Below are 24,953 nucleotides of genomic sequence, written 5' to 3' on the forward strand. Positions count from 1 at the left end.
TTCGAGGGCGACTTCAAGATCAAGTTCAATCTCGCGCCGCCGATGCTGCCCGGCGTCGATTCCTCGGGCCGGCCGAAGAAGCGCGCTTTCGGCGCTTGGATGATGCCGCTGTTTCGCGCGCTGGCAGGCCTGCGCGGTTTACGCGGTACGCCGCTCGACCTGTTCGGCTACAGCGCCGACCGCAAGCTGGAGCGTGACCTGATCGCCGGCTACGAGAAGGACGTTGCCACCGTGCTCGGTTTGCTGTCGCCGCTGACGGTGGACACGGCGGTGGCGCTGCTGTCGCTGCCCGATCAGATTCGCGGCTATGGTCCGGTGAAGGAAGCCTCGGTGGAAGCCGCCAAGGTTCGCTATGCGGAATTGGCGAAAGACCTCGCCAACCCGCCGCCGGCACCGCGCCAGATCGCAGCGGAATAGCAAAGGCCGTAGGGTGGGCAGGCGCGCGCTGGCGCCGTGCCCACCGCTCATACGTTGTGAGGCGGTAGGTACACATCGCCGCGCTTGCGCGGCCGATGCTTTGCCCACCTTACGATCTTCATTTCCGCTGTGCGAAATCTGCTTTCGCAAACCCGCCGCGCGTTTGCGCGTCTTGCCAACGCCGCTTCGACGCGCCAAGACTTCCGCGGGAACGAAACACCAGCGGAGAATTTCTTGAGCATCAAAGGCAAGGCGTACCTCGCCGGGATCTACGAGCATCCGACCCGGCATGCACCCGACAAATCCACCGCGCAATTGCACGCCGAATGCGCCCGCGGCGCGCTGATCGACGCCGGCCTGACCAAGCACGACATCGACGGCTACATCTGCGCCGGCGATGCGCCGGGCGGCGTCATGGCGATGGCCGATTACATGGGCCTCAAGGTGCGCCATCTCGATTCCACTGAAACAGGTGGTTGCTCCTACATCATTGCGCTCGGTCACGCCGCCGAGGCGATCAATGCCGGCAAGGCGTCGATCGTGCTGGTGACTCTGGCCGGCAAGCCGCGCACCGGCGCGATGCCGCCGCGCGCCGTCGGCCCCGAGGTCGATTTCGAAGCCGCCTATCAGGCCACCACTCACAACATCTACGGCATGTGCGCGCTGCGCCATATGCATGATTACGGCACCACCAGCGAGCAACTGGCCTGGGTCAAGGTCGCCGCCTCGCATCACGCGCAGTACAACCCGCATGCGATGCTGAAGGACGTTGTTACCGTCGAGGACGTCATCAACTCGCCGCTGATCTCCGATCCGCTGCATCGTCTCGATTGCTGCGTCGTGTCGGACGGCGGCGGCGCCATCATCGTGACCTCGGAAGAGATCGCGCGCAGCCTGAAGCAGCCGCTGGTACGGATGATCGGCCACGGCGAGGCGTTGAAAGGCCCGCGCGGCGGCAAGGATCTCGATCTGACCTATTCGGCCGGCGTGTGGTCCGGTCCCGCGGCCTTCGCGGAAGCCGGCGTCAAGCCGTCGGACATGAAGTACGCCTCGATCTACGACAGCTTCACCATCACCGTGATCATGCAGTTGGAAGACATCGGCTTCTGCGAGAAGGGCCAGGGCGGCAAGTTCGTCGCCGACGGCAACCTGATCTCCGGCGTCGGCAAGCTGCCGTGGAATACCGATGGCGGCGGTCTCTGCAACAACCACCCCGTCAATCGCGGCGGCATGACCAAGATCCTCGAAGCCGTGCGCCAGTTGCGCGGCGAAGCTCATCCCAAGGTGCAGGTGCCGAATTGCGACCTCGCGGTCGTGCACGGTACCGGCGGCCTGCTCGGCGTGCGCCATGCGGCCTCGACCGCCATTCTGGAGCGCGTGTAATGGAAACGACAGCGAAGAAGTATCCTGCGCCGGAAGGCAATCCCGAGACCAAGGAATATTGGGAGGCGGCGGCCAAGGGCAAGCTGCTGTTCAAGCGGTGCACCGCGTGCAACGAACCGCATTACTTTCCGCGCTCGATCTGCCCGTTCTGCTTCTCGGACCAGACCGTGTGGGAAGAGAGTTCGGGAGAAGCCGAGATCTACACTTTCAGCCTGATGCGCAAATCCGCCACCGGGCCTTATGCCATCGGCTACGTCACGCTGAAGGAGGGCCCGTCGCTGCTGACGAACTTCGTTGATTGCGACCTGGCGACGCTGAAGATCGGGCAGAAGGTCAAGGTGGTGTTCAAGCCGACAGATGGCGCGCCGCTGCCGTTTTTCACGCCGGCGTAGCGGCGCGCTTTCTTCCCTCTCCCCCGCGAAGCGAAGCTTCGTTAGCTGGGAGAGGGTGGCCGCGCGCAGCGCGGACGGGTGAGGGGTAGCCAGAAGCGCTTGCGCCTGCGGCCCCCCTCACCCATCACAGCTTGGAGCGGGCACCTGTGCTGCCCTCTCCCACAAGGGGAGAGGGCGCCAGCATGAGCGCCGCAAAAAATTAGGGAGCGAATACCCATGCCAATCAACTACAAACAGCTGATGGCGCTGAAGAACATCGGCCAGCCTTACAGCTACTCCGACCGCGACGTCATGCTGTACGCCTACGGCATTGGCCTCGGCGCCGATCCGATGGACGAGCGCGAGCTCGCCTTCGTCAACGAAGCCTATTACTCCGACCGCCCGTTGAAAGTGGTGCCGACCTTCGCCTCGGTGGCGGCGTGGGGCTCCTCGCCGGGCGAGATGAACCTCAACAAGCTGATGGTGGTCGATGGCGAGCGCGACATCACCTTCCACAAGCCGATGCCGGTGGCGGCGAAGATCACCGCCGATTCCAGCGTGCTCGACGTGTTCGACAAGGGCAAGGACAAGGGTGCCGTGATCCGCCACAAGACCGTGCTGCGTGATGAAAGCGGCGTCGAACTGGCGACCTTGGTGGCGTCGCGTTTTGCCCGCGGCGATGGCGGCTTCGGCGGTCCGTCGGGCGGCCAGCCCGAGCCGCACACGATGCCGACCCGCGCGCCCGACCAGAGCGTCGATATCTCCACTCGGCCGGACCAGGCGCTGGTCTACCGGCTGTGCGGCGATCGCAACCCGCTGCACTCCGATCCCGACTTCGCCAAGCGGGCCGGCTTCCCGCGCCCGATCCTGCATGGTATGTGCACCTACGGCATCACCTGCCGCGGCGTGCTGCAGACGTTTGCCGATTACGATCCCGCGGCCTTCCGGCAGCACGCGGTGCGGTTTTCGTCGCCGGTCTATCCCGGCGAGACCGTCACCATGGACCTGTGGAAGGACGGCAACGTGGTGTCGTTCGAAGCCAAGGTGAAATCGCGCAACGTTACCGTCATCAAGAGCGGCAGGACGGTGCTTGCGTAACTTGTTTGCCCCGGACGCGGCTGGTCAACCGTCGTCGTTTCAGGGCATATTGCGCCGCGACGGGGCAGGCGGTGCCGTTCCGGGCGGATTTCTCAAGGAGACACCATGAAGCTGACCCCAAAGGCTGCCGGCACGTTCGCCATCGCGCCGACTCCGTTCCATGACGACGGCCGCGTGGATGACGCGTCGATAGACCGGCTTACCGATTTCTATGCGGAGGCTGGTTGCGACGGTATCACCGTGCTCGGCATTATGGGCGAAGCGCCCAAGCTTGAGGCCGCCGAGGCCCAGGCGGTGGCGACGCGCTTCGTCAAGCGCTCCAAGTCCATGCAGATCATCGTCGGCGTGTCGTCGCCGGGCTTTGCGGCGATGCGCTCCCTGGCCCGCGCCTCGATGGATGCCGGCGCCGCCGGCGTGATGATCGCGCCGCCCCCGACGCTGCGCACCGACGACCAGATCACCAGCTATTTTAAGCAGGCGATCGAAGCGATCGGCGATGATATTCCGTGGGTGCTGCAGGATTATCCGTTGACGCTGACGGTCGTGATGACGCCCGCGGTCATCCGCAAGATCATCATGGATTCCAAATCCTGCGTGATGCTGAAGCACGAGGACTGGCCAGGCCTGGAGAAGATCACCACGCTGCGCGGCTTCCAGAAGGACGGTTCGTTGCGCGAACTCTCGATCCTCACCGGCAACGGCGGCGTGTTCCTGGATTTCGAGATGGAGCGCGGCGCCGATGGCGCGATGACCGGTTACGCTTTTCCCGAACTGCTGGTGGATGTGGTCAGGCTGCAGAAGCAGGGCGAGCGCGACAAGGCGCATGATCTGTTTGACGCGCATCTGCCGCTGATCCGCTACGAGCAGCAGCTCGGCATCGGGCTCGCTGTGCGCAAATACGTGTTGCAGAAACGTGGCGTCATTGCCTCCGCGGCCCAGCGCAAGCCGGGTCCGACGATCACGGCGACGGCCAAGGCCGAGATCGATTACCTGCTGTCGCGTGTCGCCCGCTTCGACAAGCGCGCTAACCTGCAGCAGCAGTCCCGCGCGGCAGGTTAACGGGTACCCTCGGTCGTCATGCCCGGCCTTGTGTCGGGCATCTACGGATGCCGTTGCAAAACATCGGGAATGGCCGGGAAGAGCCCGGCCATGACAACGGATAGGTCCGGGACAAGGACCGTTCAGGGAGCGAAACTCATGCCCACCGAGCCCGGCGCTGCGCGGCCTGCGTCCACGATCCTGCTGCTTCGGCAGGGCGCCATCGATGCCATCGAGGTGTTCATGATGGTGCGGCACTATCAGATCGAGTTTGCCTCCGGCGCGCTGGTGTTTCCCGGTGGCAGCGTCGATGCCGGCGATAAGGACATTGTCGCCCGTCCGGACCTGTATGCCGGCGGCGCCGGGCACGATGCCGCGACATTGAATTTTCGGATTGCCGCGATCCGCGAGACATTCGAGGAGAGCCGCATCCTGCTTGCGCGACCGCGCGGCTCGCACGAACTGATCGACGCGAAACGGGCCGGCGAAATCGCCGATAGCCATCGCGATGCCCTGAATGAGGGTAAGGTGAAATTCGCCGATATCGTCGCCGGCCACGATCTTGTTCTGGCGCTCGACCTGCTGGTGCCTTACGCGCACTGGATCACTCCGGTGGGAATGCCAAAACGGTTCGATACCTGGTTCTTTCTCGCCGAGGCGCCGCCGGAACAGGTCGGCCTGCACGACGGCAAGGAATCCACTGACTCGATCTGGCTGTCGCCGCGTGACGCGCTGGAGGGCGGCGCGAACGGTCGCTTCACGCTGCCGTTTCCCACCACGCGCAACCTGATCAAGCTGGGCAAGCAACCAGGCGTCCAGGCCGCGCTTGACGACGCCCGCGCGAGCTCAGTGGTCACGGTTACGCCGGTGGTCACCAGGCACGGCGACAAGCGGCAGCTACGGATTCCAGCCGAGGCCGGCTACGACGGTGAGGTGTTCGAACTGACAGGCACGCCTTAACCCAGAGCTTAACGACGTCGAATTCGGTAGCTCTACCGAGTTAAGGTTTGTTAAGGTAGCAATCTGTAAAATACTCTACCCCTCAACGGTCATCGCAACGGGGCACGGCGACGCGATCCCGGCAGAACAGCATCGCGCTGGGGGCTCCGCAGGCGGGGCGTCCAGTCTGTTCCCCCGGGGCGCGAAGTCGGGGTATATTGCCGCCGTCTGCAGCCCGGTTCCTGACATGCCATCTGCCATCGCGGCGTTTTTCCAGCGGATCCGATCGTCCTCGCTTTCGATCGGGCAGCTGACTTTCAGCGGGTTCTTGCTGGTACTGGCGGTCGTCCTGATCACCAGCATCGCCAGCGTGGTCGCGATCCGCCACCTCGACATGACTTTCGGCGAGTTGCAGCGGCTGCAGACCGTTGGAGATCTCGCCGAGGATATCGACCGTCGGCTCAGCAGCCTGCGGCTGGCGGCGCGGGATTTCGTCACCGATCCGGATGCCCAGCCGGAAAGGGTCTCGCAGGCGGCGGCATCGCTCGGCGAACTCCTGAAGAAGACCCGGATCGAACTGGCGCCCGAGCAGCGCGACATGATTGACGGCGTCGCCGCGCGGCTGATCAGCTACCGCGAAGGCATCGACAGGGTCAGCGCCCTGATCGGCCGGCGCTCCGCGCTGGTCGCGGCCTTGCCGCCGCTGCGAGAAAAATTCGAAGCCGCGATCGGCGAGACGCCGAACCGCGCCACCGCCCGCAACCTGTTCAAGGCCCAGAACCAGATCAACGCAGCTCTGCTGGCGCGCGATCCCGTCAATGCCGAGCAGGCCGCGCAGCAGATGCGGGCCCTGCCGATCGATGATCCGCCGCTGCGCACTGCGGCGGATGGCTATGCCGATGGCATCAGCGCGATCGCTGCCGCTGAAAGTGAGATCGCCGACCTTGACCGCGAAGTGCTCGGTACCGAGGGTCGGCTGATCGGCCGCGTCACGGAATTGCTGCGCGAGCTCAGTGCGCGGCGTGGCCGGGTGCTGTCCGGGGATTTCGCGCGCACGCTGACCGAGGCAAAATGGCAGAGCATCGCGCTCGGCAGCGCCGGCGTGCTGGTCGGTCTGCTTGCCGCTCTGTTCGTGGTGCGCCGCACGGTGAAACCGCTTAATGCGATTTCGAAAGCGATCCGGGCGCTGGCCGGCGGGGCGAAACACACTTCGATTCCGGCCACCGATATCGACAATGAGATCGGCGATATCGCGCGTGCCGCAGAGGTGTTCCGCCGCACCCTGGTGGAGGCCGACGCCGCCCGCGAGGCCGCCGTTCGCGCGCTCGCCGAGCAGCGCCTCGCGGAAGAAAGCTATCGCAAACTGTTCGAGGGCTCGGTCGATGGCATCTATGTGACCACACCTGCAGGTGCGCTGCTCAACGCCAATCCGGCGCTGGCGCGGATCATGGGTTACGATACGCCGGAAGAGTTGATCCGCGCCACGCTGGACATTTCGCGCAGCATCTATGTCGATCCGGACGCGCGCGCCGAATACCAGCTACGGATGGAACGCGACGGCATGGTGCGCGAATTCGAATACCAGGTCCGGCAGCGGCACTACACAATTCTCTGGCTGTCTGATAGCGCCACCGCGGTGCGCGACGAAAACGGCGTGGTGGTGCGCTATGAAGGCACGGTGCGCGACATCACCAATCAGAAGCGCGCCGAGGCTGCGGTCAGGGAAGGCCGCCGGCTGTTGCAGCAGGTGATCGACACGGTGCCAGCGGTGATCAACGTCAAGACCACCGACCTGCGCTACGTGTTGATGAACCGGTACATGGCCGGCATCTTCGGCATCGAGCCCGGCGACGCAATCGGCCGCACAACTGCGGAGTTGATGGCGCGCTACGGCGCGGCGAAAACCAGCGAGCCCGACAGGCGCGTACTGGAAACCCGCGATGGCCTGGGCTTCTACGAAGAGGAATATCAGGATGCCGCAGGCTCCATGCGGCAGTGGCTGGTCAACAAGCAGCCGCTGCTGAATCCGGAGGGCAAGCTCGAGAACATCGTCACCGTCGCACTCGACATCGGCGAGCGCAAGCGCAGCGAGCAGGAAATGCGCAAGGCCAAGGACGCCGCCGAGGCCGCGTTGCGCAATCTGCGCGAGACGCAGAACTCGCTGATCGAGGCCGAGAAACTCGCGGCGCTGGGGCGGCTGGTCGCCGGCGTGGCGCATGAGGTCAACAATCCCGTCGGCATCAGCCTGACGGTGGCGTCGTCGCTCGAACGCAAGATCGCGATGTTCGGCGAGGAAGTAGCGCGCGGCGACCTGCGGCGCTCCAGCCTGACCGAGTTCATCGATTCCAACCGGGATGCGGCGGCGCAGCTGGTTGCCAATCTCAATCGCGCAGCCGAACTGATCCAGTCGTTCAAGCAGGTCGCCGCGGACCGCAACTATTCCGACCAGCGGGTGTTCGACCTCGCTGACCTCACGGAGCAGGTGGTGACAAGTCTGAAGCCCGGACTGCGCAAGCAGAACCTGGCGCTGTCGGTCGACTGCAAACCCAACCTGATCATGAACAGCTACCCCGGGCCGTATGGCCAGGTGCTGACCAACCTGTTTCTCAATGCGGTGGCGCATGCGTTTCCGAACGGCGGCGGCGGTGCGGTGGAGATCAGCATCCAGGAATCCGGTGACGACCATGTCGAGGTGGTGTTTGCCGACAACGGGATCGGCATGAGCCCGGACGTTCGCCGTCGCGCCTTCGATCCGTTCTTCACCACGCGTCGCGATCAAGGCGGCACTGGGCTCGGCTTGCACATCGTTTACAGCATCGTCACCAATCGGCTCGGCGGCAGGCTGAACCTGCATTCGGAGCCGGGCAAGGGCACTCGCGTGCAGATCATCCTGCCGCGCGTCGCGCCGCTGGAAATGGCGGCGGAGTAGGCCTCGCTACTCCGTATCCGCCAGTTTGCGCAGCGTGGCGCGGAAAATCTGACTGGCCTTGCCGACCAAAGCAGTGCCGTTCATGATCGCCGAGGTATCGGTGAAAGTGCCGGAGACGCCGATGCCCACCGGCTGGTTCTGGCCGCCGAATAGCGGGCTTTGCGCCGGGCTTCGCGTGTGCTGCATCACGCTCACCTCGCCTTTGAAGGTGCCGGCGGCCTCGTTCGTAACGTAGCTGCCGACATAATACAGGTAGGCGTCGCCGCCAAGGATCTGCCCGTCGCGGAATATCACGACGCCGCTGCCCTTGCCCGACCGACCGTCCTCCAGATCGACGTGAATCGAATAAAGTCCGTTTTTCATAATGTCCTGACGGCGCGGCCCGTCCCTTGGCAGCGCATCTTGAACTATGCCAAACCCCGGGCGGCAACGTCAACGCGACACTTGGCGCTATGTACGGTGGCCAGGCGTCACGCGCGCACGGCAGGGATGCTGATAGCATCCAGCAGGATCGTTCGGCGGACACCGCGCCGCCCGCCATGTCGGCTAGCAGCGCGGCGTGAAGCAACGTGTTGGCTTCTGTGCGGATAGTTATCACCCGCGGATTCGCTGCAGCGCGAAGAGTTGCCATAGAAAGTTCAAAGAATCGCTTATCTTGCGAATAGACAGCCTGTCGCAGCATTTCTCCGCAGGCAGTCTTCGTTAGTCCCGTGATGCACTTTTGCGTAAGCGATACGACGCAAGGCGGGAAGTTGGCCCGCCACATGCATAGCCTTAACTGCGCTGGCCGGGGGCTGGAGCAAGCAAATGAGCGACTGGATGACTTCCGGCGCCGACGCGCCGTATTCGCGTAGCACAACTGTTTTTCACAAGGACCGCAGGCGACGCCGCGGTTGGCGGAAGTTTGGCGTTGCGGCCATGGGCATGGCTGTACTGTCGTTGCTACCGTTGGCGCACTCGGCCTTCGCGCGCGACCGCGGGCAGTTCGCCGCCACCAGCCCCGAACTGAAATCCTGGTTCGACAGCCTGCGTAGCGGTAAGGGGCCATGCTGCTCCGACGCCGATGGCAGCGCCGTCAGCGATGTCGACTGGGAGTCCAGCAGCGGCCACTACAAAGTCAGGCTCGAGGGCACTTGGTTCGACGTGCCCGATGAAGCCGTGATCACCGGACCGAACCGGGTGGGCCGCACCATGGTATGGCCCATGCAAGGCGCCGGCGGTATCACTATCCGCTGCTTCATGCCAGGCAGCATGACGTAGCTCAAGCGGTACGGCTTTGAGGTATCGTGAGCGTGTTCCCCTTAAGCGCGCCGCATCGAAGTGCGAGCGCCGGCGAACAGGCTGTGACGGACTCGCAACAGCAGTTGGCAAGCGAGCCCCGTAGGATTGCATGGCAGGATGGCAGAATGGCTCTTAACAACGGCCGAATCCTTCCTATACTCTCCGTGTCACAAACAATGAAAGGAGGTGGTCCAGTGTCTATTTCCAAGCGCTGTCACCTCGCTGAGGCCGCCCGCTAGGCTCATGCTTTGAGTCCGGCAAGGGCGCCGCCTTAGCGCCTTGGTTCAGCGAGAACGGGGAAGGGTGCACCGAGCGATCGGGGCACCCTTTCTTGCTTCAATGGGCAGCTTGATCCACAGCCAATCCATGGCAATCTATACGGCATTGCTCTGGTACGGAGTATGAGCGATGCCGAGGACGCCGCGTGATTTGGCAGACAGGATGCGCGCGCGCCGCGATCGGGCGGACGACGGCTTCCTGCGCGAGACCCTCACGCAGCCGCGTGAAAAAGCCCGCGCGACGGCGCGGGCGTTTCTCGACCGGTTTCCAAAGCAAGCCTATATGAGCGAAGTCGAACGCTGGCGCGAACTGCCGGGCGGCGAGATCGAATTCACGATGCGGCGGCTGCGGAGCGCGGATTGACGCTGCAGGCCGCGATCAGCTGTGAAATTTCACGTTCACTCATGCCGGGTGCGTGCGACGTTTCCGATTTGTCGGGCCCGCAGTCATGGATCGCGTAACCCATATCGAGAATCCGGCGCGGCGGATCCTCTTCGCGCGAACCGACCTCGATCACCAGCCCGCTGTCGGAAGCGTGCTGCCAGACCTCGGATTTCGTAGGGAAAGCCTTGCTGACTTTGACGTCGTTGGAAAACAGCGCGTAGGACATTCGAGGACCTCCGTTTCCAGCATCAATGCGCAATATGCCGTCTGGTTGCATTGCAGCAAGATCAACTTTGGTAGCGCGTGAACGGCCACAAGATCCAAGAGCTGCTGGGCCGTTGTTAGCCGAATCTAATCTCGTTCGCTGATCTGCAATTCCAACAGGGCCATGGTCTTGAGCATGGTCGGATCGCGCTCTCCCTCCCGCGTAGTCCGCAAAATGCTTTCGGCGATCGACTTCACATGGGCCGAGTTGACCGGATGCGGCAGCGTCGAAACGGCGCTATCCAGCGCTTGTTTCATCACTGAAATCGTATCCGGCGCAAACGCCGCGTTGGAAAAATCTTTCATGCAGGCCTCTTGAGTGCATCGAAGAAGCAGTGCGATCAGCGCGCGGCAATAATTTCTCGGAGGAACAATGGTTCCTTGCGGCGGCCGGCGCGTAGGGAATACGAACGTTTTGGGCATTGGGCGGTTATCTCGCCGGAGGCAGCGATGATGCAAGACGACCCGGCGAAGCACTACCAGGCAGAGGCGGAGAAATGTCAGCGTCTGGCCACGGATGCGACGTGCCCGGATGCGCGGGAATACTATGAGGCGTTGCGGCGCGATTACATCAAGCTGGCAGGGCGAGCGAAGAAGGCGGATTAGTTGTTCGCCAGTATTCTGGTGAAAATCGCGTTGCCGCAATCGATGAATTTTTCATGCAAGAGCCCCGCCGTTAGCGGGGCTCTTGGTATGCGTTCGCAAGCTGCCGACAGGCGATCAGCGCGTGCCCGAGGTCGTGGAGCCGGAGCCGGTCGGGGCAATCGTCGAACCGCTCGGCGAAGTACCGGCGCCGATGGTGCTGCCTGAGGGGTTCATCGAGCTGTTGGCACCGCTGTTCACCGCGCCCGATGTTCCAGCCCCGGAGGTGCCGGAACCGGTTGTGCCAGCGGTCGCGCCCGAACTGGACCCGGCCGTTCCGCCCGAAGCGCCTGCGCTCCCGCTGGCCTGCGCGAAAGCCAGTGACGAAGTGAGGGTGAGCGCCGAAGCCAATACAATGGTCGAAATTTTCATGTCGATTCTCCAGGTTGCTGATCCGGATAAATCGCCGATGGCGGCCATCGTTCCATCCGCCGCTGCCGCCTCTTGCCCGCTGGTGACCGCCGGAGATTTTACCGGTTCGGGGGTGGCTTTTGCGGCTTTCGCCGCTATGGTGCCGCCGTCGCACTCGTAGCTCAGCTGGATAGAGCATCGGATTTCGATTCCGAGGGCCGGAGGTTCGAATCCTTCCGAGTGCACCATTCCCGCGTCTGCCGATGTGTCGTAGGCCGCTGCTCAGGCCGCCGGCGAGACGTGCTTTCAAGGAATTACCGTGACTGACTACATCCGCAAAATCCTCGACACCCGGGTCTACGACGTCGCGGTCAACACCCCGCTCGATCCAATGGTGCGGCTTAGCGCGCGGCTCGGCAGCCCGGTGCTGCTGAAGCGCGAGGATCTGCAACCGATCTTCTCGTTCAAGATCCGCGGCGCCTACAACAAGATTTCGCAGCTGTCGCCCGAGCAGCGCGCCGCCGGCGTGATCTGCGCCTCGGCAGGCAACCACGCCCAGGGCGTGGCGCTGTCGGCGCAGCGGCTCGGCATCAAGGCCACCATCGTGATGCCGGTGACTACGCCGCCGATCAAGGTCGATGCGGTCAGGTACTGGGGCGGCGAAGCCATCCTGTTCGGCGACACCTTTGACGAAGCCTCGGCCCACGCGCGCCAGCTGGAAGCCGAGCGCGGCCTGACCTTCGTGCACCCCTATGACGATCCGGATGTGATTGCCGGGCAGGGCACCATCGGCATGGAGATCCTGCAGCAGCATCCCGATCCGATAGAGGCGGTGTTCGTGCCGATCGGCGGCGGCGGCCTGGCCGCGGGCGTGGCGTCATTCATCAAGTTTCTGCGGCCCGAAACGAAAGTCATCGGCGTCGAGCCGGTCGATGCGGCCTCGATGAAGGCGGCGATATCGGCGGGCGAGCGCGTCATCCTCGACCGCGTCGGATTGTTCGCCGACGGCGTTGCCGTGCGGCAGGCCGGCGTCGAGACCTTCCGCATCTGCCGCGACCTGCTCGACGACATCATCGTCGCCGACACCGACGAGATGTGCGCGGCCATCAAGGATGTGTTCGAGGACATGCGCGTGCTGGCGGAGCCCGCCGGTGCGCTGGCGTTGGCCGGGCTGAAGAGCTACGCGGAGGCGAACCCGACCCGCACTGGTGCGCTGGTCGCCATCAACAGCGGTGCCAACATGAATTTCGACCGCCTCCGCCACGTCGCGGAGCGTGCCGAGGTCGGCGAGTCCCGCGAGATCCTGCTCGGCGTCACCATCCCCGAACAACCCGGCAGCTACCGCCGCTTCATCCAGACCATAGGCAACCACAACATCACCGAGTTCAACTACCGCTTTGCCGATGCGAAGGATGCCAACGTCTTTGTCGGCCTCAAGCTCGCCGGCGTCCGCCGTGAGAAGGCCGAGCTGATCGGCCAGCTCGAGACCCTCGGCTACAAGGTGCTGGACATCAGTGCCGACGAAACCGCCAAGCTGCACATCCGCTACATGGTCGGCGGCCGCGCGCCCCCGGCATTGAGCGACGAGGTGATTTTGCGCTTCGAATTCCCGGAGCGGCCCGGTGCGCTGCTGAAATTCCTCGACCAGATGGGACCGGACTGGAACATCACCCTGTTTCACTACCGCAACCACGGCGCCGACTACGGCCGCGTGCTGGTCGGCATCCAAGTCCCCGAAGCTGACCGTCCGCACCTTGCGGAACGGCTGAACGCGCTCGGCTACCCGTACGAGGACGAGACGGCCAACCCGGTGTACCGGATGTTCTTGACCTGAGGCGGCGGCAGGTCGGGTCTGCCTTTTTTTCGCTCAAAGGCGATGCTTAACGAATTGCCAACATAGTCCGGCCAGAGTCGCGCCGCGGGACATACCCGCTGTCCGACAGCCCCTTACCGGTTTCGATGGCTCATGCGCCCCTGGTTTTTGCCCCTGCTGATGTTGCCGCTTCTCGCCGCGCCGGCGCGGGCGGACCTTCGCATCACCCGGGACCATGGCGGCTACGTCACCGAGTATAAGGCCAAATACGAGAAGATCCGCGAGCGCCGCGAGCGCGTGATCATCGACGGCATCTGCAATTCCGCCTGCACCATGGTGTTAGGCATCGTGCCGATGAACAAGATTTGCGTCACCCCGCGCGCCAGCCTTGGTTTCCACCAGGCTTATTACGACAAGGCCTTCACCTTCGGCATCAAGGTCACCAGCTACGAGGGCACTTCCGACCTGATGGGTTATTATCCGCAGCCGGTGAAGGACTGGATCAGCCGCAACGGCGGCCTCACGCCCGAGATGAAGAAGATCAAGAACGGCCTGGACCTGTGGCGGATCGTCGATCCCTGTCCGGAAGAGTTTTAGCAACACCAATCTCTTGTCCCGGACGCGGTGCAGCGCACAGCGCCGCTCAGCAGAGCCGGATCGTATCGAACGCCGCAGCCCGTAACGGCCCCCATCTGCCAAGCGTTACTGAGATTGACGCCGATGATCCTGTCGGCGCCGCCAAGTCGCAGACCTTGCCGCACGTTGAGGCGATCCCGCCCAGCCCGAACACGATCGCCTGGGCGCCTTGCTCGACTTTGGCCGTGTTGATGACGGCGCCGACGCCGGTGATGACGCCGCAGCCGATGCAGCAGACCTTGTCGCACGGCGTGGTCGCCTGGCGTGCGGTGTTGTCGTCAACCGCGCGCGGCCCTGAACACCAGACAAGAAAAAGCCTCCGGGCTTGGACCCGGAGGCTTTCACTTCACAGCTGAGCTGTGAGGCTTACTTCTTGGACTTCTTGGCAGCCTTCTTGGCCTTCTTCGGAGCGGCCTTCTTGGCCTTCTTCGGAGCAGCCTTCTTCACGGTCTTCTTGGCAACCTTCTTGGCGACCTTCTTGGTGGTCTTGGCGGCCTTCGGAGCTTTCTTCGCGGTCTTCTTCACTGATTTTGCCACTGTCTTTTTCGCTTTCTTGGTTTTCTTCGCCGAGGATTTCTTGGCCGAAGATTTCGGGGTGGACTTCTTCACGGCTTTCTTTGCCGCGGGCTTCTTCGCCGCTTTCTTGGTGGTGGCCTTGCGGACCTTCTTCACCAAGGAAGTGGCGGCTTCTTTTGTCGCATCGGCAGCGCTGCTGAGAGCGTCTGTCATCTGCTCCAAAATCGGTGTGTCGTCTTTCATCTTATCCCCCAAAGGTTATTGATTCTCTGACGATAGTCCGATTCGTGTCTCAGATGAAGTGTGAGCGACGTGTAGTCAACTGTTTCGTGTCGATGCGTACGCTTTCAACGCGCGCTCGCGACCGACTTTGTGCTCGATGATCGGCATCGGATAGCTCTTGCCGAGCGTGACGCCGGCGACGCCAAGCTCTAGCGGGCTAGCGTTCCACGGCTGATGGATGAACTTCGACGGCATCGCTTTCAGCTCCGGCACCCAGCGTCGAACGTAGACTCCATCGGGATCAAATTTTTCTCCCTGAAGGATCGGATTGAAGACGCGGAAGTAGGGCGCGGCATCGGCGCCGCAGCCCGCGACCCATTGCCAGTTGGCCGGATTGCTGCCGGCGTCGGCATCGACCAGCGTATCCCAGAACCACTTTTCGCCTACGCGCCAGTCGATCAGCAGGTGCTTCACGAGGAAGGAAGCGACCACCATGCGGACGCGATTGTGCATCACGCCGGTGTGCCAGAGCTCGCGCATGCCGGCGTCGATCAGCGGATAGCCGGTCTGGCCGCGCTGCCAGGCGCGCAGCGCCGTGCGGTCGGTCTTCCACGGAAACGCGTCGAAGGAGGGCTGCAGATTGCGCTCCGCAAGGTCAGGCAGGTCGAACAAGAGGTGCCGGCAGAACTCGCGCCAGCCGATCTCGCTGAGGAATTTGCCGATGTCGCTGCCGAGATCGGGATGCTCGGCGGCGGCGAAGCGCGCCGCGAACCAGATCTGCCGCGGGCTGATCTCGCCGAACCGGAGATGCGGCGAAAGCTGCGAGGTACCTTCGCGGTCTGGCCGGTCGCGCTCATCGGAATAGCCGGCGACGCCGGCCTTGAGAAAGTGCTTGAGATGCTTTTGCGCAGCGGCTTCGCCCGGTATCCACCTCTCGCGAAGCCCCCCGGCCCAATCGGGTCGGCTCGGCTCGAGCTTCCAGTCGGACAGTTTGTCGCTGGCAACCTTCGGTGCGGGCTTCAGTCGCTTCGGTGCAGGCAGTGGCTTGGCGGGATCGCCCATTGCCAGGATGCGTTTCCAGAACGGGGTGAATACCCGCAGACCACGGCCTTCCTTGGTACGCAGTGCTGACGGCTGCACCAGCAGGTCGCCGTTGTAGCTGTGGGCGCCGACATTGAGGTCGGCGAGTGCGGCAACGACTTCATCGGCGATGGCGAGGTGCGGCGCCTGTGCGATCTCGTTCCAGTGCACGTGGCCGGCATCGACTTCGCGCGCTAGCGCCGTGATCACATCGGCGGCGGCGCCGCGGCGCAGCACGAGCGTGCCGCCGATCGCCGCGAGGCTCGTCTCCAGTGCGCGCAGCGACTGCGCCAGCCACCAGCGCGTCGCGCCGCCCATCGGCCGCGCCTGCGGCGGCTGCCATGCGGCGCTCTGCTCATCGAGGAGGTAGAGGCACACAACCGGGGCGCCGCTGCTGACGGCTGCGTGCAGAGCAGGATGATCCGAGAGGCGAAGGTCGTCGCGAAACCAGACGATGTGGGGATGTGTATCGGTCATACGCGAAATCTAACACGCGAGTCGGGCAATCGATCCAGGCTCAAATACCTGCCGCAGCTTGCAACCAAGCAACGGCTGGTGCGTACTTAGACCGAATATTGCGCGAAAAATCAGTCCGGAGGCCGACGTGAAGCGATACGCATTTCTCTATCTGGCGACGTTCATCGTCCTCATCCCGATCGATTTCCTGTTTCTCGGCACCATCGCCAAGGGCTTCTTCAGCTCGCAGGTCGGCGACATGCTCGGCGAGATTCGCCTCGCGCCGGCGATTCTATTCTATCTGCTTTACGTGGTCGGCGTCCTGATCTTCGTCAGCGGCTCGCCCGATGCGACTTGGCAGACGACGCTGCTGTATGGCGCGCTGTTCGGCTTCTTCTGCTACGCCACCTTCGAGCTGACCTCGCTGTCGCTGCTCAAGCACTGGACGTGGGCCGTCGTCGCCGTCGATATCGCGTGGGGGACGTTCGTCACCGCAGTATCCTCCACCCTCGGCCTGCTGATCGCCAACTGGCTGGCGCCGAAGATCTGACGCGCCAAACGAAAAGGGGCGCCCCGCATCGGCGGAGCGCCCCTCGTCGTGTCCGGTGCGCGGTCGTTACTTCGGCTGCGGCACGATCCGGATGTAGGGCTTCGGGGACTTCCAGCCGTCGGGATAGATGGTCTTGGCTTCGTCGTCGCTGACCGAACCGGCGATGATGACGTCCTCGCCCTGCTGCCAATCGGCCGGGGTCGCGACGCGATGCTTGGCGGTCATCTGCAGCGAGTCGATGACGCGCAAGATTTCCTGAAAATTGCGGCCGGTAGTCATCGGATAGACCAGCACCAGTTTGATTTTCTTGTCAGGACCGATCACGAACACGTTGCGGACGGTGGCGTTGTCGGCTGCGGTGCGGCTGTTGGCGTCGCCGGAAACGGCGGCCGGCAGCATGTCGTAGAGCTTGGAAACGTTAAGGTCGGTATCGCCGATCATCGGGAAGGTCGGGGCCGTCCCCTGGGTTTCGCGGATGTCCTCGACCCAAAGCGAATGTTTGGTTACCGGATCGACGCTGAGGCCGATCAGCTTGACGCCGCGGCGGTCGAACTCCGGCTGCAGCTTTGCCAGTGCGCCGAGTTCAGTGGTGCAGACCGGGGTAAAGTCCTTCGGGTGCGAGAACAGCAGCGCCCAGCTATTGCCGATCCAGTCATGGAACTTGATGCGTCCGGCGGTGGTATCAGCCTCGAAATCCGGGGCCACGGCGCCAATTTGAAGTGTCATGTCTCGACCTCATGTCGTTCTAGTTACAGATGAATTCGTATTCCGACTTATAAGCGACGGGCGCGCGGAAAGGAACACCGCCGGGCAAAGGACAAGATCATTCTCCGGTCGGGCGAATGGCTGGAATGATTTTGTATGCGGCACGCCTGCGGCAACGCGAACACGACAAAGCGCAAACGCGTGATGTCGCGAAGTTGCCGTCTGTCCGGCCCAATCCCGCCTGACCGCACTGCGACTTCGATGAACCCGGACGCAGATCGGCGCGACAAATTGGCAACGCTCCAAAAAGTGACGACCGCTAAACCGATCCGTTAATCCACCGTTAATCCCCACATGGAAATGCTGGGGTTCAGAACGAAAAAGACGAAGAAAAGAGAAGTGCAGGACATGTTGACCGTTGCCGTTGCCGACCTCGTCGGCGCCATCGAGACCTCCGAAATCATCGACCGCCGCAGCGCGGCGCAGGCCCTCGCCATCGTGCGGGACGGAGTGATTACCGGTGAAGGCCCGACCACGAAGGGGCGTATCCATTTTTCCCGAGCGCTTGATGCCGACGACGCCGCCTGGTGCGCGCGCATTCTCACGGCGGCCGGCGTCGAGAGCCAGCCGGTCAGCCGGGCCGAGGCTGAAGCGCTGTTCGCCATCAACGATGCCGCCGCCGAGCGCACTGACGATGGCCGTTTTGACGATCTGTTCGCCAAGGCCGTGGTGCATCACGCCGCGTCGGCCTCCGGCCTGCCGGTGCCGTCCCGCGCCGTGGCCCTATCGCCAGACACCGCCATCGAGAGCTGGGCGCCGACCCGCGCTATCGGCGTCAATATCGAAGTGCTGGAATGGATCGCGACCCAGATGCGTGGCAAGCGCGTCCGCAACCGCACGCTTCTGACCCTGGTCGCCACCCTCGTCGGCGCCGCGACGATGCCGATGGCGTCGCTGCCGAACGTGTTCGATATCGGCATGTAGACCGGCCGGGATAGCGACTGAATTCAAGACGGCGGGGAATTTCCCCGCCGTTTTTTGTTGCGATTTATTTCTTCGCGTCCAGCCCAACGGTGCGTCCAGGGAAGCCCGCGACGTCGAAATAGCGCTGCTTCCCGACGGTCTGCAGCTGCAGCACGGTGCGGAGGCCCTGGGTGTCGGGCTTGGATTTTACGGTGTCGGCGACGGCCTTCGGCGTGGCGCCGTTCGGCATCGCTTCGGTCATGACGCGGCCGATCAGGCTGCCATTTGTCTTGCGGGTAAGCCCGAGCAGTTTTGCAGCGGTGATGCCGACGTCGGCATTGCTGACCGGCAGAGCATCGACGTAGCCGGCCTTGAAGTCAGGCCCGATCGCCGCCATGAAGTTCTGGGTGTCGCCGCGGCCAAAGCTGCCGTGCATGCCCTGGCCCTGACGCAGGATGGTGTCGGCGATTTCCACCGAGCAGGTGGTCGGCTCTGCGCATCCGGTGGCGTAGGAGCGGAAGCTGACAACGATGGCCGGATGCGGCGTGATCGCCTTGCCGGAGAGGTTGATCGACGACAGCGGCAGCGCGCCGGGGAAACTGCCCAAGGTGTCCTCGACAAAAATGCCGCTGACATAATCCTGTGCCAGCAGCGCCTTCACTGTGCGTTCGGCGAGCTTCTTGTCCTTGGTCGGCAGGTAGATCAGGTTGGAGCCGCCATTGGTGGCGACAATCAGTTCCGGCTTGGCCGGATCCTTGCCAAGATAGGCGTTGCCGGCTTTCGGATAATCATTATCGGCGACGGCGGCGAATTTGCTGTTGGGATCGAATAGCGGCAGGTCGAGCGCCTTCGAGAGATCAATGGCGAAGAAGCCGAGCGGCAGGAAGCCGGCGGGGGTGTCGGGGTATGTGCCCTTGATGGTCGTCGATGTCTTGCTCTCCTTGGAGATGGTGGAGAAGCCATGGTCGGCGGAGACGATGATGTTGGTCGATGCACTCAGGCCGAGATCGTCGAGCGCCTTGCGCAACTGCGCAAGGTTGTCGTCGGCATTCTTGATCGCAGCCATCGAGGCCGGGCCATTGATGCCGGGGGTGACGGTGTTGAGGCTGTCGCCCTGGTTATGCTGGGTGCCGTCGGGATCGCGCGACCACAGCACCAGCACGAACGGCTTCTTGCGGGCCTTGAACATCGGCAGCACCACCTTGGTGGCGACGTCGGTGAGATAGCCCTGCTGCGTGACGTTGGCGATGGTGGTGCCGGGTGTCTTGGCATCGCCGGACTTGCCGTTGTCGCCGCGTCCTGGCGTGGCCAGCGGCATGTTGGCAACGGTCAGCGCGGCCTTGATCTCGTCGGAGAGGGGAATGCCGATCAGCTTGCCGTCCTTATCGACCGCTCCGGTCTGGTCGTCGAGGATGATGCTCTTGGTGCCGGTGCGTTCGGTGTGGTCGAACATCAGCGTCGGGCCGACCTTGCCGAGCGCGGCGGTGCTGAAGCCGGCGCCGCGCGCGGCCTTCAGCAGCGTCTCTTCATTGAGGTAGTCGCCGTTGAACTGCTCGTCGAGATCGCCGAGCACCTGGTCGTGCTCGATGAACGGAATCGGGCTGCCATTCTGCTGCGGGGTCGGATGGCCGGTGTAGATCGAGTTGCTGAAGGTGCCGGTGTCGCCGAGATAATGCCCGGTGGCCATGCCGGAAGCATTGGCCATGGTGAAGGTCGGGAACAGCGAGTGCGAATTGCGGAAATTGACGCCCTTATCGCGCAATGCGGCCATCGCGGGGGCGGTTTCCGGGGTCACCTTGAGGGCGCGCAGGCCGTCGGGGACGAACAAAATCAGGTTGCGGGGCGGGCTGTTTTGGGCGAAAGCCGTGGCGGCAGATAGAGCGGTCAGCCCAACAGACAAGAGTGCGATGGCGCAGCGCATGAAAACCCCCATTTCGAACGAATTCAGGCCACCCGGGCCTGCCGCCCTCTGTAGTTTTTGTTGGCGACAGAATTGTTACAGCCGCGCCCACATGCCACATTGCGCCGCCGGCCGGCTTGGCCAGACCCCGCTCAAAGGTTGCAAGTAAACAGCTCATGTTCAAACGAATTCTGATCGCCAACCGCGGCGAGATCGCCTGCCGGGTCATCAAATCCGCCCGCCGCATGGGCATTCAGACCGTCGCCGTCTATTCCGAAGCGGACCGCGACGCGCTGCATGTCGAGATGGCCGATGACGCTGTCCTGATTGGTCCGCCGGCGGCCAGCGAGAGCTACCTGCTGATCGAGAAGATCGTCGAGGCCTGCAAGAAGACTGGCGCCGAAGCGGTGCACCCCGGCTATGGCTTTCTGTCGGAACGCGAGTCCTTCCCGCGCGCGCTGCAGGCCGCCGGCATCGTCTTCATCGGACCGAACCCTGGCGCCATCGCCGCGATGGGCGACAAGATCGAATCCAAGAAGGCGGCGGCCAAGGCCAACGTCTCCACGGTGCCGGGCCATCTCGGTGTCATCACCGACGGCAAGCACGCCATCAAGATCGCCGACGAGATCGGCTATCCCGTGATGATCAAGGCCTCCGCCGGCGGCGGCGGCAAGGGCATGCGGATCGCATACTCGACTTCGGAAGTGGAAGAAGGCTTTGGCCTCGCCACGGCCGAAGCCAAGTCGTCGTTCGGCGACGACCGCGTCTTCATCGAAAAGTTCATCGTCGATCCCCGTCACATCGAGATTCAGATCCTCGGCGACAAGCACGGCAACGTCATCTATCTAGGCGAGCGCGAATGCTCGATCCAGCGCCGCAACCAGAAGGTCATCGAGGAAGCGCCGAGCCCGCTGCTCGACGAGACCACCCGGCGCAAGATGGGCGAGCAGGCGGTGGCGCTGGCCAAGGCCGTGAATTACGATTCCGCCGGCACGGTGGAGTTCGTCGCGGCGCAGGACAAGAGCTTCTACTTCCTTGAGATGAACACCCGGCTGCAGGTCGAGCACCCCGTCACCGAGCTGATCACCGGCGTAGATCTCGTCGAGCAGATGATTCGGGTCGCCGCCGGCGAGAAGCTCGCTTTGGCGCAAAAGGATGTCACGCTGACCGGCTGGGCGGTGGAGTCCCGCGTCTATGCCGAGGATCCGTTCCGCAATTTCCTGCCGTCGATCGGGCGCCTGGTGAAATACCGCCCGCCGGCCGAGAGCAGCGTCGGCGGCATCACCGTGCGCAACGACACCGGCGTGCAGGAGGGCGGCGAGATCTCGATCTACTACGATCCGATGATCGCCAAGCTGGTGACCCACGCGCCGTCGCGCGCCGCCGCCATCGAGGCGCAGGCCCACGCGCTCGATGCATTCTATATCGACGGCATCCGCCACAACATTCCGTTCCTGTCGGCGCTGATGAACCATCCGCGCTGGCGCGAGGGCAACCTGTCCACCGGCTTCATTGCGGAAGAATTCCCCAAGGGCTTTGTTGCTCGTCCGCCGGAAGGCGAAGTGGCGCGCCGCATCGCGGCGGTAGCCGCGGCCATCGACACCGTGATCGGCGAGCGCAAGCGGCAGATTTCCGGCCAGCTCACCGGTCGCGCGGTGACGCGTGCCGGCCGCCGCGCAGTGTGGCTGGAGCGTGAGGAGATCGCGCTTGAGGTCGCCCGCGAAGGCGAGGGCGTCGCGGTGCGTTTCATTGCCGCCGATGGCAGCGTCGGCAATCCGCATACGCTGCTATCGCCGTGGACGCCGGGCAACCCGGTCTGGGAAGGCACCATCGATGGCCATCTGATCGCGATGCAGGTGCGGCCGATCGCCAACGGCATCCGGCTTGCGCATCAGGGGTATGAAGTCGCGGTCAACGTCTTCACCGAAGCGGAAGCCGCTGCGGCGCGGCTAATGCCGATCGGCGTCAAGGCCGACACCGGCAAGAAGCTGCTGTGCCCGATGCCCGGCCTCGTGGTGTCGATCGCGGTGACCGAAGGCCAGGACGTCAAGGCCGGCGAGACGCTGGCGGTGGTGGAGGCCATGAAGATGCAGAATGTACTGCGCGCCGAACGCGACGGCATCGTCAAGAAGATCCACGCCCTCGCCGGCGCCACGCTCGCCGTCGATGCGCTGATCCTCGAATTCGCATGACGTTCCGCACCCGACGCGAAGCGCTACGCGCCATCCTGTCGGGATCGCAATGCCTCCGGCCGGGATCGGTCTATGACGCGATTTCGGTCCGGATCGCCGAGGATGTCGGCTTCGAGGTCGGCATGTTCGGCGGCTCGGCGGCTGCCCTGGCAGTGCTCGGCGATCCCGACATCGCGCTGATCACACTTTCCGAACTTGCCGAGCAGATGCGGCGGATGTCGCGTGCCGGATCGCTGCCGGTGCTGGTCGATGCCGACCACGGCTATGGCAACGCGCTGAATGTGCGTCGCACGGTGCAGGAGCTGGAAATGGCGGGCGCCGCCGGCCTGACCATCGAGGACACGCTGCTGCCGTCCGGCTTTGGCGAGGCGAAGCCGCAACTGGTTTCGCACGAGGAAGGCGTCGGCAAGATCAAGGCGGCGCTGGATGCGCGCCGCGACTCGGCACTGGCGATTGTCGGCCGCACCGGCGCGGCATCGATCACTTCGGTGGAGGACGCCATCGTGCGTGCGCGGGCCTATCAGGCCGAGGGCGTCGATGCGCTGATGTTCACCGGCGTGAAGACGCGCGCCGATCTGGAGGCCATCGCCGCCGCGACGCGACTGCCGATCGTGCTCGGTGGACCCACCGAGGAGATGGCCGATTGGGACTTCCTGGCCAGCCAGCGCGTGCGCATCGCGGTGCAGGGCCACGCACCGATCGCCGCGGCCATGCAGGCGGTGTTCGCGACCCTCAGCGCAATCCGCGAGGGGGCAGCGCCGAAGGATTTGCCAGGGCTGGCCTCGGCCGATCTGCTGGACTGGGTGACGCGGGCCGCACTGGTGAAGCAGCGTGGTGCGGATTTTCTCGGGCTGAAGAAATGATCGCCAAGGCCATCCGGCAGGTGACGATCCGCGGCCGGGTGCAGGGTGTCGGCTATCGTGCCTGGGTGGAGCACACCGCGACCGCGCTGGGCCTTGAAGGCTGGGTGCGAAATCGCCGCGACGGCAGCGTCGAGGCGGTTTTCGCGGGACCGGCGGATATCGTCGAGCAGATGGTCGAACGCTGCCGTCGCGGCCCAACCAGCGCGCGCGTCGAAGCCGTCTATGCGCATGAGGCGGGTGCCGATATGCTGGCGCTGCGTGCTGTCGGGCAAACTTTCTCGATGCTGCCGACGCTTTGAAACCAAATGGCTACTGAAATTCGTCTGTGCCCCGGGGCAAGCAGTCAGGCCGCCGTTTCAGGCAGCTGTTGCGCTTCGCCAAACACCTCGCCAAACGCTTGTCGCAGTGCCACGTCCACGTCGGGCATGGTCACGGGCAGGCCGAGATCGACCAGGCTGGTGACGCCGTAGCGCGGATCGACCACGCCGCACGGCACGATCGCCTCGAAATGGCGGAGGTCAGGCTCCACGTTGAGCGAAATGCCGTGAAACGAGACCCAGCGCCGCAGCCGCACGCCGATGGCTGCGATCTTGTCCTCGTGGCCGACGCCCTTGTCGGGGCGCGCGACCCAGACGCCGACGCGGTCCTCGCGCCGTTCGCCCTTGACGTTGAAGGCGGCCAGCGTGCGGATCAGCCATTCTTCCAGCCCGGCGACATAGGCGCGGACGTCGGGGCGCCGCGCCTTGAGGTCGAGCATCACATAGGCGATGCGCTGGCCGGGGCCGTGATAGGTGAGTTGGCCGCCGCGGCCGGTCTCGAACAGCGGAAACCGGGCCTCCAGCAGGTCATCGGCCTTGCCGGAGGTGCCCGACGTGTAGAGCGGCGGATGCTCCAGCAGCCAGACCAACTCGGTGGCATTGCCACTGGCAACGTCCGCGACGCGCGAATCCATCGCGGCCACGGCATCGGGATAGGGAATCGCGCTGTCGGATATTCGCCACTCCACCGCCGGTCCGGTCTGTCCGCGTGAAAAGGGCTTTAAATCGAGAGTTTGGCGGTCATTAACCATTGGCTAACCATAAGGTGGTGATGTCGGACGTAGTGCAATCTTGCATGTGTGGATGGTGGGGCCTGCGTGCCAACTCTCGATAAAATCTCGGTCGATATCATGGTGGTGCTCGGCACCACGTCGATGCCCGTGCATCAGGTCATGCGGCTCAGCCGCGGCGCCATCATCGAACTCGATGCCAGTGAGCAGGACGAGGTCAAGATCCTCGCCAACAACCTTCCGATCGCTTCCGGCGTGGTGATGGTGAACCGCAACCGCATCGCGGTCGAAGTCAAGCAAATGTTGCCGCGGACCGCCGACCACAGATAGGTGGTGCGGAACGGTACGCAGCCCTTGTCCCCCCATCATTGATTTGTTACATCGGCGCCGGTTGATCCGGCAGGCGCAAGCCAGCCGGTCTCTTTAGCGCTCGTGGCGGAATTGGTAGACGCGCTGCCTTGAGGTGGCAGTCCGTAACAGGGTGGGGGTTCGAGTCCCTCCGAGCGCACCACAAACCTCATTCAAGTTTTTGAAATTGCAGGGTTTTTAAAGAATGCCTGCGGCCGGGAATGCCCGGCTGGTTGCGCAGTTCTGCCGGCATCGGCAGCGGCGATTTGTGGTCGTGCCCCGACT

27 protein-coding genes, 2 tRNA genes and 1 pseudogene are annotated in these 24,953 nt (G+C 63.7%); 21 read left to right on the forward strand and 9 right to left on the reverse strand.

From position 1 onward, the window contains the following. From JWR89_RS09235 to JWR89_RS09265, 7 genes are all read left to right on the forward strand, one after another. A partial coding sequence (locus tag JWR89_RS09235; protein ID WP_366142981.1) for a DUF6537 domain-containing protein occupies window positions 1–417 on the forward strand: 417 nt, incomplete at its 5' end. A 234-nt stretch (window positions 418–651) separates the two neighbouring features. Continuing rightward, the gene (locus JWR89_RS09240) at window positions 652–1,800 is read left to right on the forward strand and encodes a thiolase domain-containing protein (RefSeq protein ID WP_299714686.1); all 1,149 of its coding nucleotides are present in this window, start codon (window positions 652–654) and stop codon (window positions 1,798–1,800) included. Further along, window positions 1,800–2,192, forward strand: coding sequence for an OB-fold domain-containing protein (locus JWR89_RS09245; RefSeq protein ID WP_299714689.1), 393 nt, complete (start codon window positions 1,800–1,802; stop codon window positions 2,190–2,192). Before JWR89_RS09240 ends, JWR89_RS09245 begins: the two co-directional genes overlap by 1 nt. Before the next feature lie 216 nt (window positions 2,193–2,408). Continuing rightward, window positions 2,409–3,269 (forward strand): MaoC family dehydratase, encoded by an 861-nt coding sequence (locus JWR89_RS09250; protein WP_299714692.1) that lies wholly within the window; start codon window positions 2,409–2,411, stop codon window positions 3,267–3,269. A gap of 105 nt (window positions 3,270–3,374) precedes the next feature. Beyond that, window positions 3,375–4,328, forward strand: a complete 954-nt coding sequence (locus JWR89_RS09255) for a dihydrodipicolinate synthase family protein (RefSeq protein ID WP_299714695.1) — start codon at window positions 3,375–3,377, stop codon at window positions 4,326–4,328. Between the two features lie 138 nt (window positions 4,329–4,466). Continuing rightward, window positions 4,467–5,267: an NUDIX hydrolase gene (locus JWR89_RS09260; RefSeq protein ID WP_299714697.1), complete on the forward strand. Its 801-nt coding sequence runs from the start codon at window positions 4,467–4,469 to the stop codon at window positions 5,265–5,267. A gap of 226 nt (window positions 5,268–5,493) precedes the next feature. Next, window positions 5,494–8,175, forward strand: coding sequence for a PAS domain S-box protein (locus tag JWR89_RS09265; protein WP_299714700.1), 2,682 nt, complete (start codon window positions 5,494–5,496; stop codon window positions 8,173–8,175). A 6-nt stretch (window positions 8,176–8,181) separates the two neighbouring features. Here JWR89_RS09265 and JWR89_RS09270 read toward each other — a convergent pair whose 3' ends face one another. Continuing rightward, window positions 8,182–8,538, reverse strand: a complete 357-nt coding sequence (locus tag JWR89_RS09270) for a GrlR family regulatory protein (protein ID WP_299714703.1) — start codon at window positions 8,536–8,538, stop codon at window positions 8,182–8,184. A 444-nt stretch (window positions 8,539–8,982) separates the two neighbouring features. On the opposite strand from JWR89_RS09270, the gene JWR89_RS09275 reads away from it, so the two are divergent. Next, window positions 8,983–9,435, forward strand: a complete 453-nt coding sequence (locus tag JWR89_RS09275) for a hypothetical protein (protein WP_299714707.1) — start codon at window positions 8,983–8,985, stop codon at window positions 9,433–9,435. 429 nt (window positions 9,436–9,864) lie between these two features. Next, on the forward strand, window positions 9,865–10,098 hold the full coding sequence (locus tag JWR89_RS09280; protein ID WP_299714710.1) for a hypothetical protein: 234 nt from the start codon (window positions 9,865–9,867) through the stop codon (window positions 10,096–10,098). Here JWR89_RS09280 and JWR89_RS09285 read toward each other — a convergent pair. Both JWR89_RS09285 and JWR89_RS09290 read right to left on the reverse strand, forming a co-directional pair. After that, the gene (locus JWR89_RS09285) at window positions 10,067–10,345 is read right to left on the reverse strand and encodes a hypothetical protein (RefSeq protein ID WP_299714713.1); all 279 of its coding nucleotides are present in this window, start codon (window positions 10,343–10,345) and stop codon (window positions 10,067–10,069) included. The two genes, JWR89_RS09280 and JWR89_RS09285, sit on opposite strands and share 32 nt — an antisense overlap. Before the next feature lie 125 nt (window positions 10,346–10,470). After that, on the reverse strand, window positions 10,471–10,689 hold the full coding sequence (locus JWR89_RS09290) for a hypothetical protein (RefSeq protein WP_299714716.1): 219 nt from the start codon (window positions 10,687–10,689) through the stop codon (window positions 10,471–10,473). 144 nt (window positions 10,690–10,833) lie between these two features. Here JWR89_RS09290 and JWR89_RS09295 point away from each other — a divergent pair, with 144 nt between their 5' ends. From JWR89_RS09295 to JWR89_RS09315, 5 genes are all read left to right on the forward strand, one after another. Further along, window positions 10,834–10,989 carry a hypothetical protein gene (locus JWR89_RS09295; protein WP_299714719.1) on the forward strand — a complete coding sequence of 52 codons (156 nt, stop codon included), beginning with the start codon at window positions 10,834–10,836 and terminating at the stop codon, window positions 10,987–10,989. Between the two features lie 121 nt (window positions 10,990–11,110). Further along, window positions 11,111–11,557, forward strand: coding sequence for a hypothetical protein (locus tag JWR89_RS09300; protein WP_299714722.1), 447 nt, complete (start codon window positions 11,111–11,113; stop codon window positions 11,555–11,557). After that, window positions 11,548–11,624, forward strand: a tRNA-Arg gene (locus tag JWR89_RS09305). The genes JWR89_RS09300 and JWR89_RS09305 overlap by 10 nt, the downstream gene beginning before the upstream one ends. A 71-nt stretch (window positions 11,625–11,695) precedes the next feature. Then, a complete protein-coding gene (gene ilvA / locus JWR89_RS09310) occupies window positions 11,696–13,210 on the forward strand; it encodes a threonine ammonia-lyase, biosynthetic (protein ID WP_299714725.1) in 1,515 nt (504 codons plus the stop codon). A 132-nt stretch (window positions 13,211–13,342) separates the two neighbouring features. Further along, window positions 13,343–13,786: a hypothetical protein gene (locus JWR89_RS09315; protein WP_299714728.1), complete on the forward strand. Its 444-nt coding sequence runs from the start codon at window positions 13,343–13,345 to the stop codon at window positions 13,784–13,786. Between the two features lie 107 nt (window positions 13,787–13,893). Here JWR89_RS09315 and JWR89_RS09320 read toward each other — a convergent pair. From JWR89_RS09320 to JWR89_RS09330, 3 genes and pseudogenes are all read right to left on the reverse strand, one after another. Continuing rightward, a pseudogene (locus JWR89_RS09320) lies at window positions 13,894–14,075 on the reverse strand (S-(hydroxymethyl)glutathione dehydrogenase); the annotation flags it as partial. A gap of 116 nt (window positions 14,076–14,191) precedes the next feature. Beyond that, on the reverse strand, window positions 14,192–14,554 hold the full coding sequence (locus JWR89_RS09325; RefSeq protein WP_299714730.1) for a hypothetical protein: 363 nt from the start codon (window positions 14,552–14,554) through the stop codon (window positions 14,192–14,194). A gap of 105 nt (window positions 14,555–14,659) precedes the next feature. After that, a complete protein-coding gene (locus JWR89_RS09330; protein ID WP_299714733.1) occupies window positions 14,660–16,120 on the reverse strand; it encodes a deoxyribodipyrimidine photo-lyase in 1,461 nt (486 codons plus the stop codon). Window positions 16,121–16,247: 127 nt separating this feature from the next. Between JWR89_RS09330 and JWR89_RS09335 the strand changes: the two genes are divergently transcribed. Further along, complete coding sequence (locus JWR89_RS09335; RefSeq protein WP_299714736.1) at window positions 16,248–16,649, forward strand: DUF2177 family protein; 402 nt, start codon at window positions 16,248–16,250, stop codon at window positions 16,647–16,649. Between the two features lie 66 nt (window positions 16,650–16,715). Here the strand turns inward: JWR89_RS09335 and JWR89_RS09340 are convergent, their stop codons facing one another. Beyond that, entirely contained in the window at window positions 16,716–17,375 is a 660-nt protein-coding gene (locus JWR89_RS09340) for a peroxiredoxin (RefSeq protein WP_299714739.1), read from the reverse strand. A gap of 387 nt (window positions 17,376–17,762) precedes the next feature. Here JWR89_RS09340 and JWR89_RS09345 point away from each other — a divergent pair, with 387 nt between their 5' ends. Continuing rightward, the gene (locus JWR89_RS09345) at window positions 17,763–18,338 is read left to right on the forward strand and encodes a hypothetical protein (RefSeq protein ID WP_299714742.1); all 576 of its coding nucleotides are present in this window, start codon (window positions 17,763–17,765) and stop codon (window positions 18,336–18,338) included. A 64-nt stretch (window positions 18,339–18,402) separates the two neighbouring features. On the opposite strand, the gene JWR89_RS09350 is transcribed toward JWR89_RS09345, so the two are convergent. Continuing rightward, a complete protein-coding gene (locus tag JWR89_RS09350) occupies window positions 18,403–20,238 on the reverse strand; it encodes a nucleotide pyrophosphatase/phosphodiesterase family protein (protein ID WP_299714745.1) in 1,836 nt (611 codons plus the stop codon). A 155-nt stretch (window positions 20,239–20,393) separates the two neighbouring features. Between JWR89_RS09350 and JWR89_RS09355 the strand changes: the two genes are divergently transcribed. Genes JWR89_RS09355 through JWR89_RS09365 form a run of 3 tightly spaced genes read left to right on the forward strand, consistent with a single transcriptional unit; the run spans window position 20,394 to window position 23,571 of the window. Then, entirely contained in the window at window positions 20,394–22,409 is a 2,016-nt protein-coding gene (locus JWR89_RS09355) for an acetyl/propionyl/methylcrotonyl-CoA carboxylase subunit alpha (RefSeq protein ID WP_299714748.1), read from the forward strand. Further along, window positions 22,406–23,272, forward strand: a complete 867-nt coding sequence (locus JWR89_RS09360; protein ID WP_299714751.1) for an isocitrate lyase/PEP mutase family protein — start codon at window positions 22,406–22,408, stop codon at window positions 23,270–23,272. Before JWR89_RS09355 ends, JWR89_RS09360 begins: the two co-directional genes overlap by 4 nt. Next, window positions 23,272–23,571, forward strand: a complete 300-nt coding sequence (locus JWR89_RS09365; RefSeq protein WP_299714760.1) for an acylphosphatase — start codon at window positions 23,272–23,274, stop codon at window positions 23,569–23,571. Before JWR89_RS09360 ends, JWR89_RS09365 begins: the two co-directional genes overlap by 1 nt. A 44-nt stretch (window positions 23,572–23,615) precedes the next feature. On the opposite strand, the gene lipB is transcribed toward JWR89_RS09365, so the two are convergent. Continuing rightward, on the reverse strand, window positions 23,616–24,341 hold the full coding sequence (lipB, locus tag JWR89_RS09370; protein WP_299714754.1) for a lipoyl(octanoyl) transferase LipB: 726 nt from the start codon (window positions 24,339–24,341) through the stop codon (window positions 23,616–23,618). 66 nt (window positions 24,342–24,407) lie between these two features. On the opposite strand from lipB, the gene JWR89_RS09375 reads away from it, so the two are divergent. Together JWR89_RS09375 and JWR89_RS09380 are read left to right on the forward strand one after the other, a co-directional pair. Then, window positions 24,408–24,650 (forward strand): FliM/FliN family flagellar motor switch protein, encoded by a 243-nt coding sequence (locus tag JWR89_RS09375; RefSeq protein ID WP_299714757.1) that lies wholly within the window; start codon window positions 24,408–24,410, stop codon window positions 24,648–24,650. Between the two features lie 96 nt (window positions 24,651–24,746). Then, window positions 24,747–24,831 (forward strand) — tRNA-Leu (locus JWR89_RS09380). The last annotated feature ends 122 nt before the right edge of the window (window positions 24,832–24,953 follow it).

Origin of the sequence: Tardiphaga sp. (assembly GCF_028290785.1) — a bacterium.
Classification (GTDB): Bacteria; Pseudomonadota; Alphaproteobacteria; order Rhizobiales; family Xanthobacteraceae; genus Tardiphaga.

What these genes read in the sequence shown, in the direction of transcription:
- JWR89_RS09245 (WP_299714689.1), top strand. Translation starts at nt 1,800, where the DNA reads ATGGAAACGACAGCGAAGAAGTATCCTGCGCCGGAAGGCAATCCCGAG.
- JWR89_RS09250 (WP_299714692.1), top strand. Translation starts at nt 2,409, where the DNA reads ATGCCAATCAACTACAAACAGCTGATGGCGCTGAAGAACATCGGCCAG.
- JWR89_RS09255 (WP_299714695.1), top strand. Translation starts at nt 3,375, where the DNA reads ATGAAGCTGACCCCAAAGGCTGCCGGCACGTTCGCCATCGCGCCGACT.
- JWR89_RS09260 (WP_299714697.1), top strand. Translation starts at nt 4,467, where the DNA reads ATGCCCACCGAGCCCGGCGCTGCGCGGCCTGCGTCCACGATCCTGCTG.
- JWR89_RS09265 (WP_299714700.1), top strand. Translation starts at nt 5,494, where the DNA reads ATGCCATCTGCCATCGCGGCGTTTTTCCAGCGGATCCGATCGTCCTCG.
- JWR89_RS09270 (WP_299714703.1), bottom strand. Translation starts at nt 8,538, where the DNA reads ATGAAAAACGGACTTTATTCGATTCACGTCGATCTGGAGGACGGTCGG.
- JWR89_RS09275 (WP_299714707.1), top strand. Translation starts at nt 8,983, where the DNA reads ATGAGCGACTGGATGACTTCCGGCGCCGACGCGCCGTATTCGCGTAGC.
- JWR89_RS09280 (WP_299714710.1), top strand. Translation starts at nt 9,865, where the DNA reads ATGCCGAGGACGCCGCGTGATTTGGCAGACAGGATGCGCGCGCGCCGC.
- JWR89_RS09285 (WP_299714713.1), bottom strand. Translation starts at nt 10,345, where the DNA reads ATGTCCTACGCGCTGTTTTCCAACGACGTCAAAGTCAGCAAGGCTTTC.
- JWR89_RS09290 (WP_299714716.1), bottom strand. Translation starts at nt 10,689, where the DNA reads ATGAAAGATTTTTCCAACGCGGCGTTTGCGCCGGATACGATTTCAGTG.
- JWR89_RS09295 (WP_299714719.1), top strand. Translation starts at nt 10,834, where the DNA reads ATGATGCAAGACGACCCGGCGAAGCACTACCAGGCAGAGGCGGAGAAA.
- JWR89_RS09315 (WP_299714728.1), top strand. Translation starts at nt 13,343, where the DNA reads ATGCGCCCCTGGTTTTTGCCCCTGCTGATGTTGCCGCTTCTCGCCGCG.
- JWR89_RS09325 (WP_299714730.1), bottom strand. Translation starts at nt 14,554, where the DNA reads ATGACAGACGCTCTCAGCAGCGCTGCCGATGCGACAAAAGAAGCCGCC.
- JWR89_RS09330 (WP_299714733.1), bottom strand. Translation starts at nt 16,120, where the DNA reads ATGACCGATACACATCCCCACATCGTCTGGTTTCGCGACGACCTTCGC.
- JWR89_RS09340 (WP_299714739.1), bottom strand. Translation starts at nt 17,375, where the DNA reads ATGACACTTCAAATTGGCGCCGTGGCCCCGGATTTCGAGGCTGATACC.
- JWR89_RS09345 (WP_299714742.1), top strand. Translation starts at nt 17,763, where the DNA reads ATGTTGACCGTTGCCGTTGCCGACCTCGTCGGCGCCATCGAGACCTCC.
- JWR89_RS09350 (WP_299714745.1), bottom strand. Translation starts at nt 20,238, where the DNA reads ATGCGCTGCGCCATCGCACTCTTGTCTGTTGGGCTGACCGCTCTATCT.
- JWR89_RS09355 (WP_299714748.1), top strand. Translation starts at nt 20,394, where the DNA reads ATGTTCAAACGAATTCTGATCGCCAACCGCGGCGAGATCGCCTGCCGG.
- JWR89_RS09360 (WP_299714751.1), top strand. Translation starts at nt 22,406, where the DNA reads ATGACGTTCCGCACCCGACGCGAAGCGCTACGCGCCATCCTGTCGGGA.
- lipB (WP_299714754.1), bottom strand. Translation starts at nt 24,341, where the DNA reads ATGGTTAATGACCGCCAAACTCTCGATTTAAAGCCCTTTTCACGCGGA.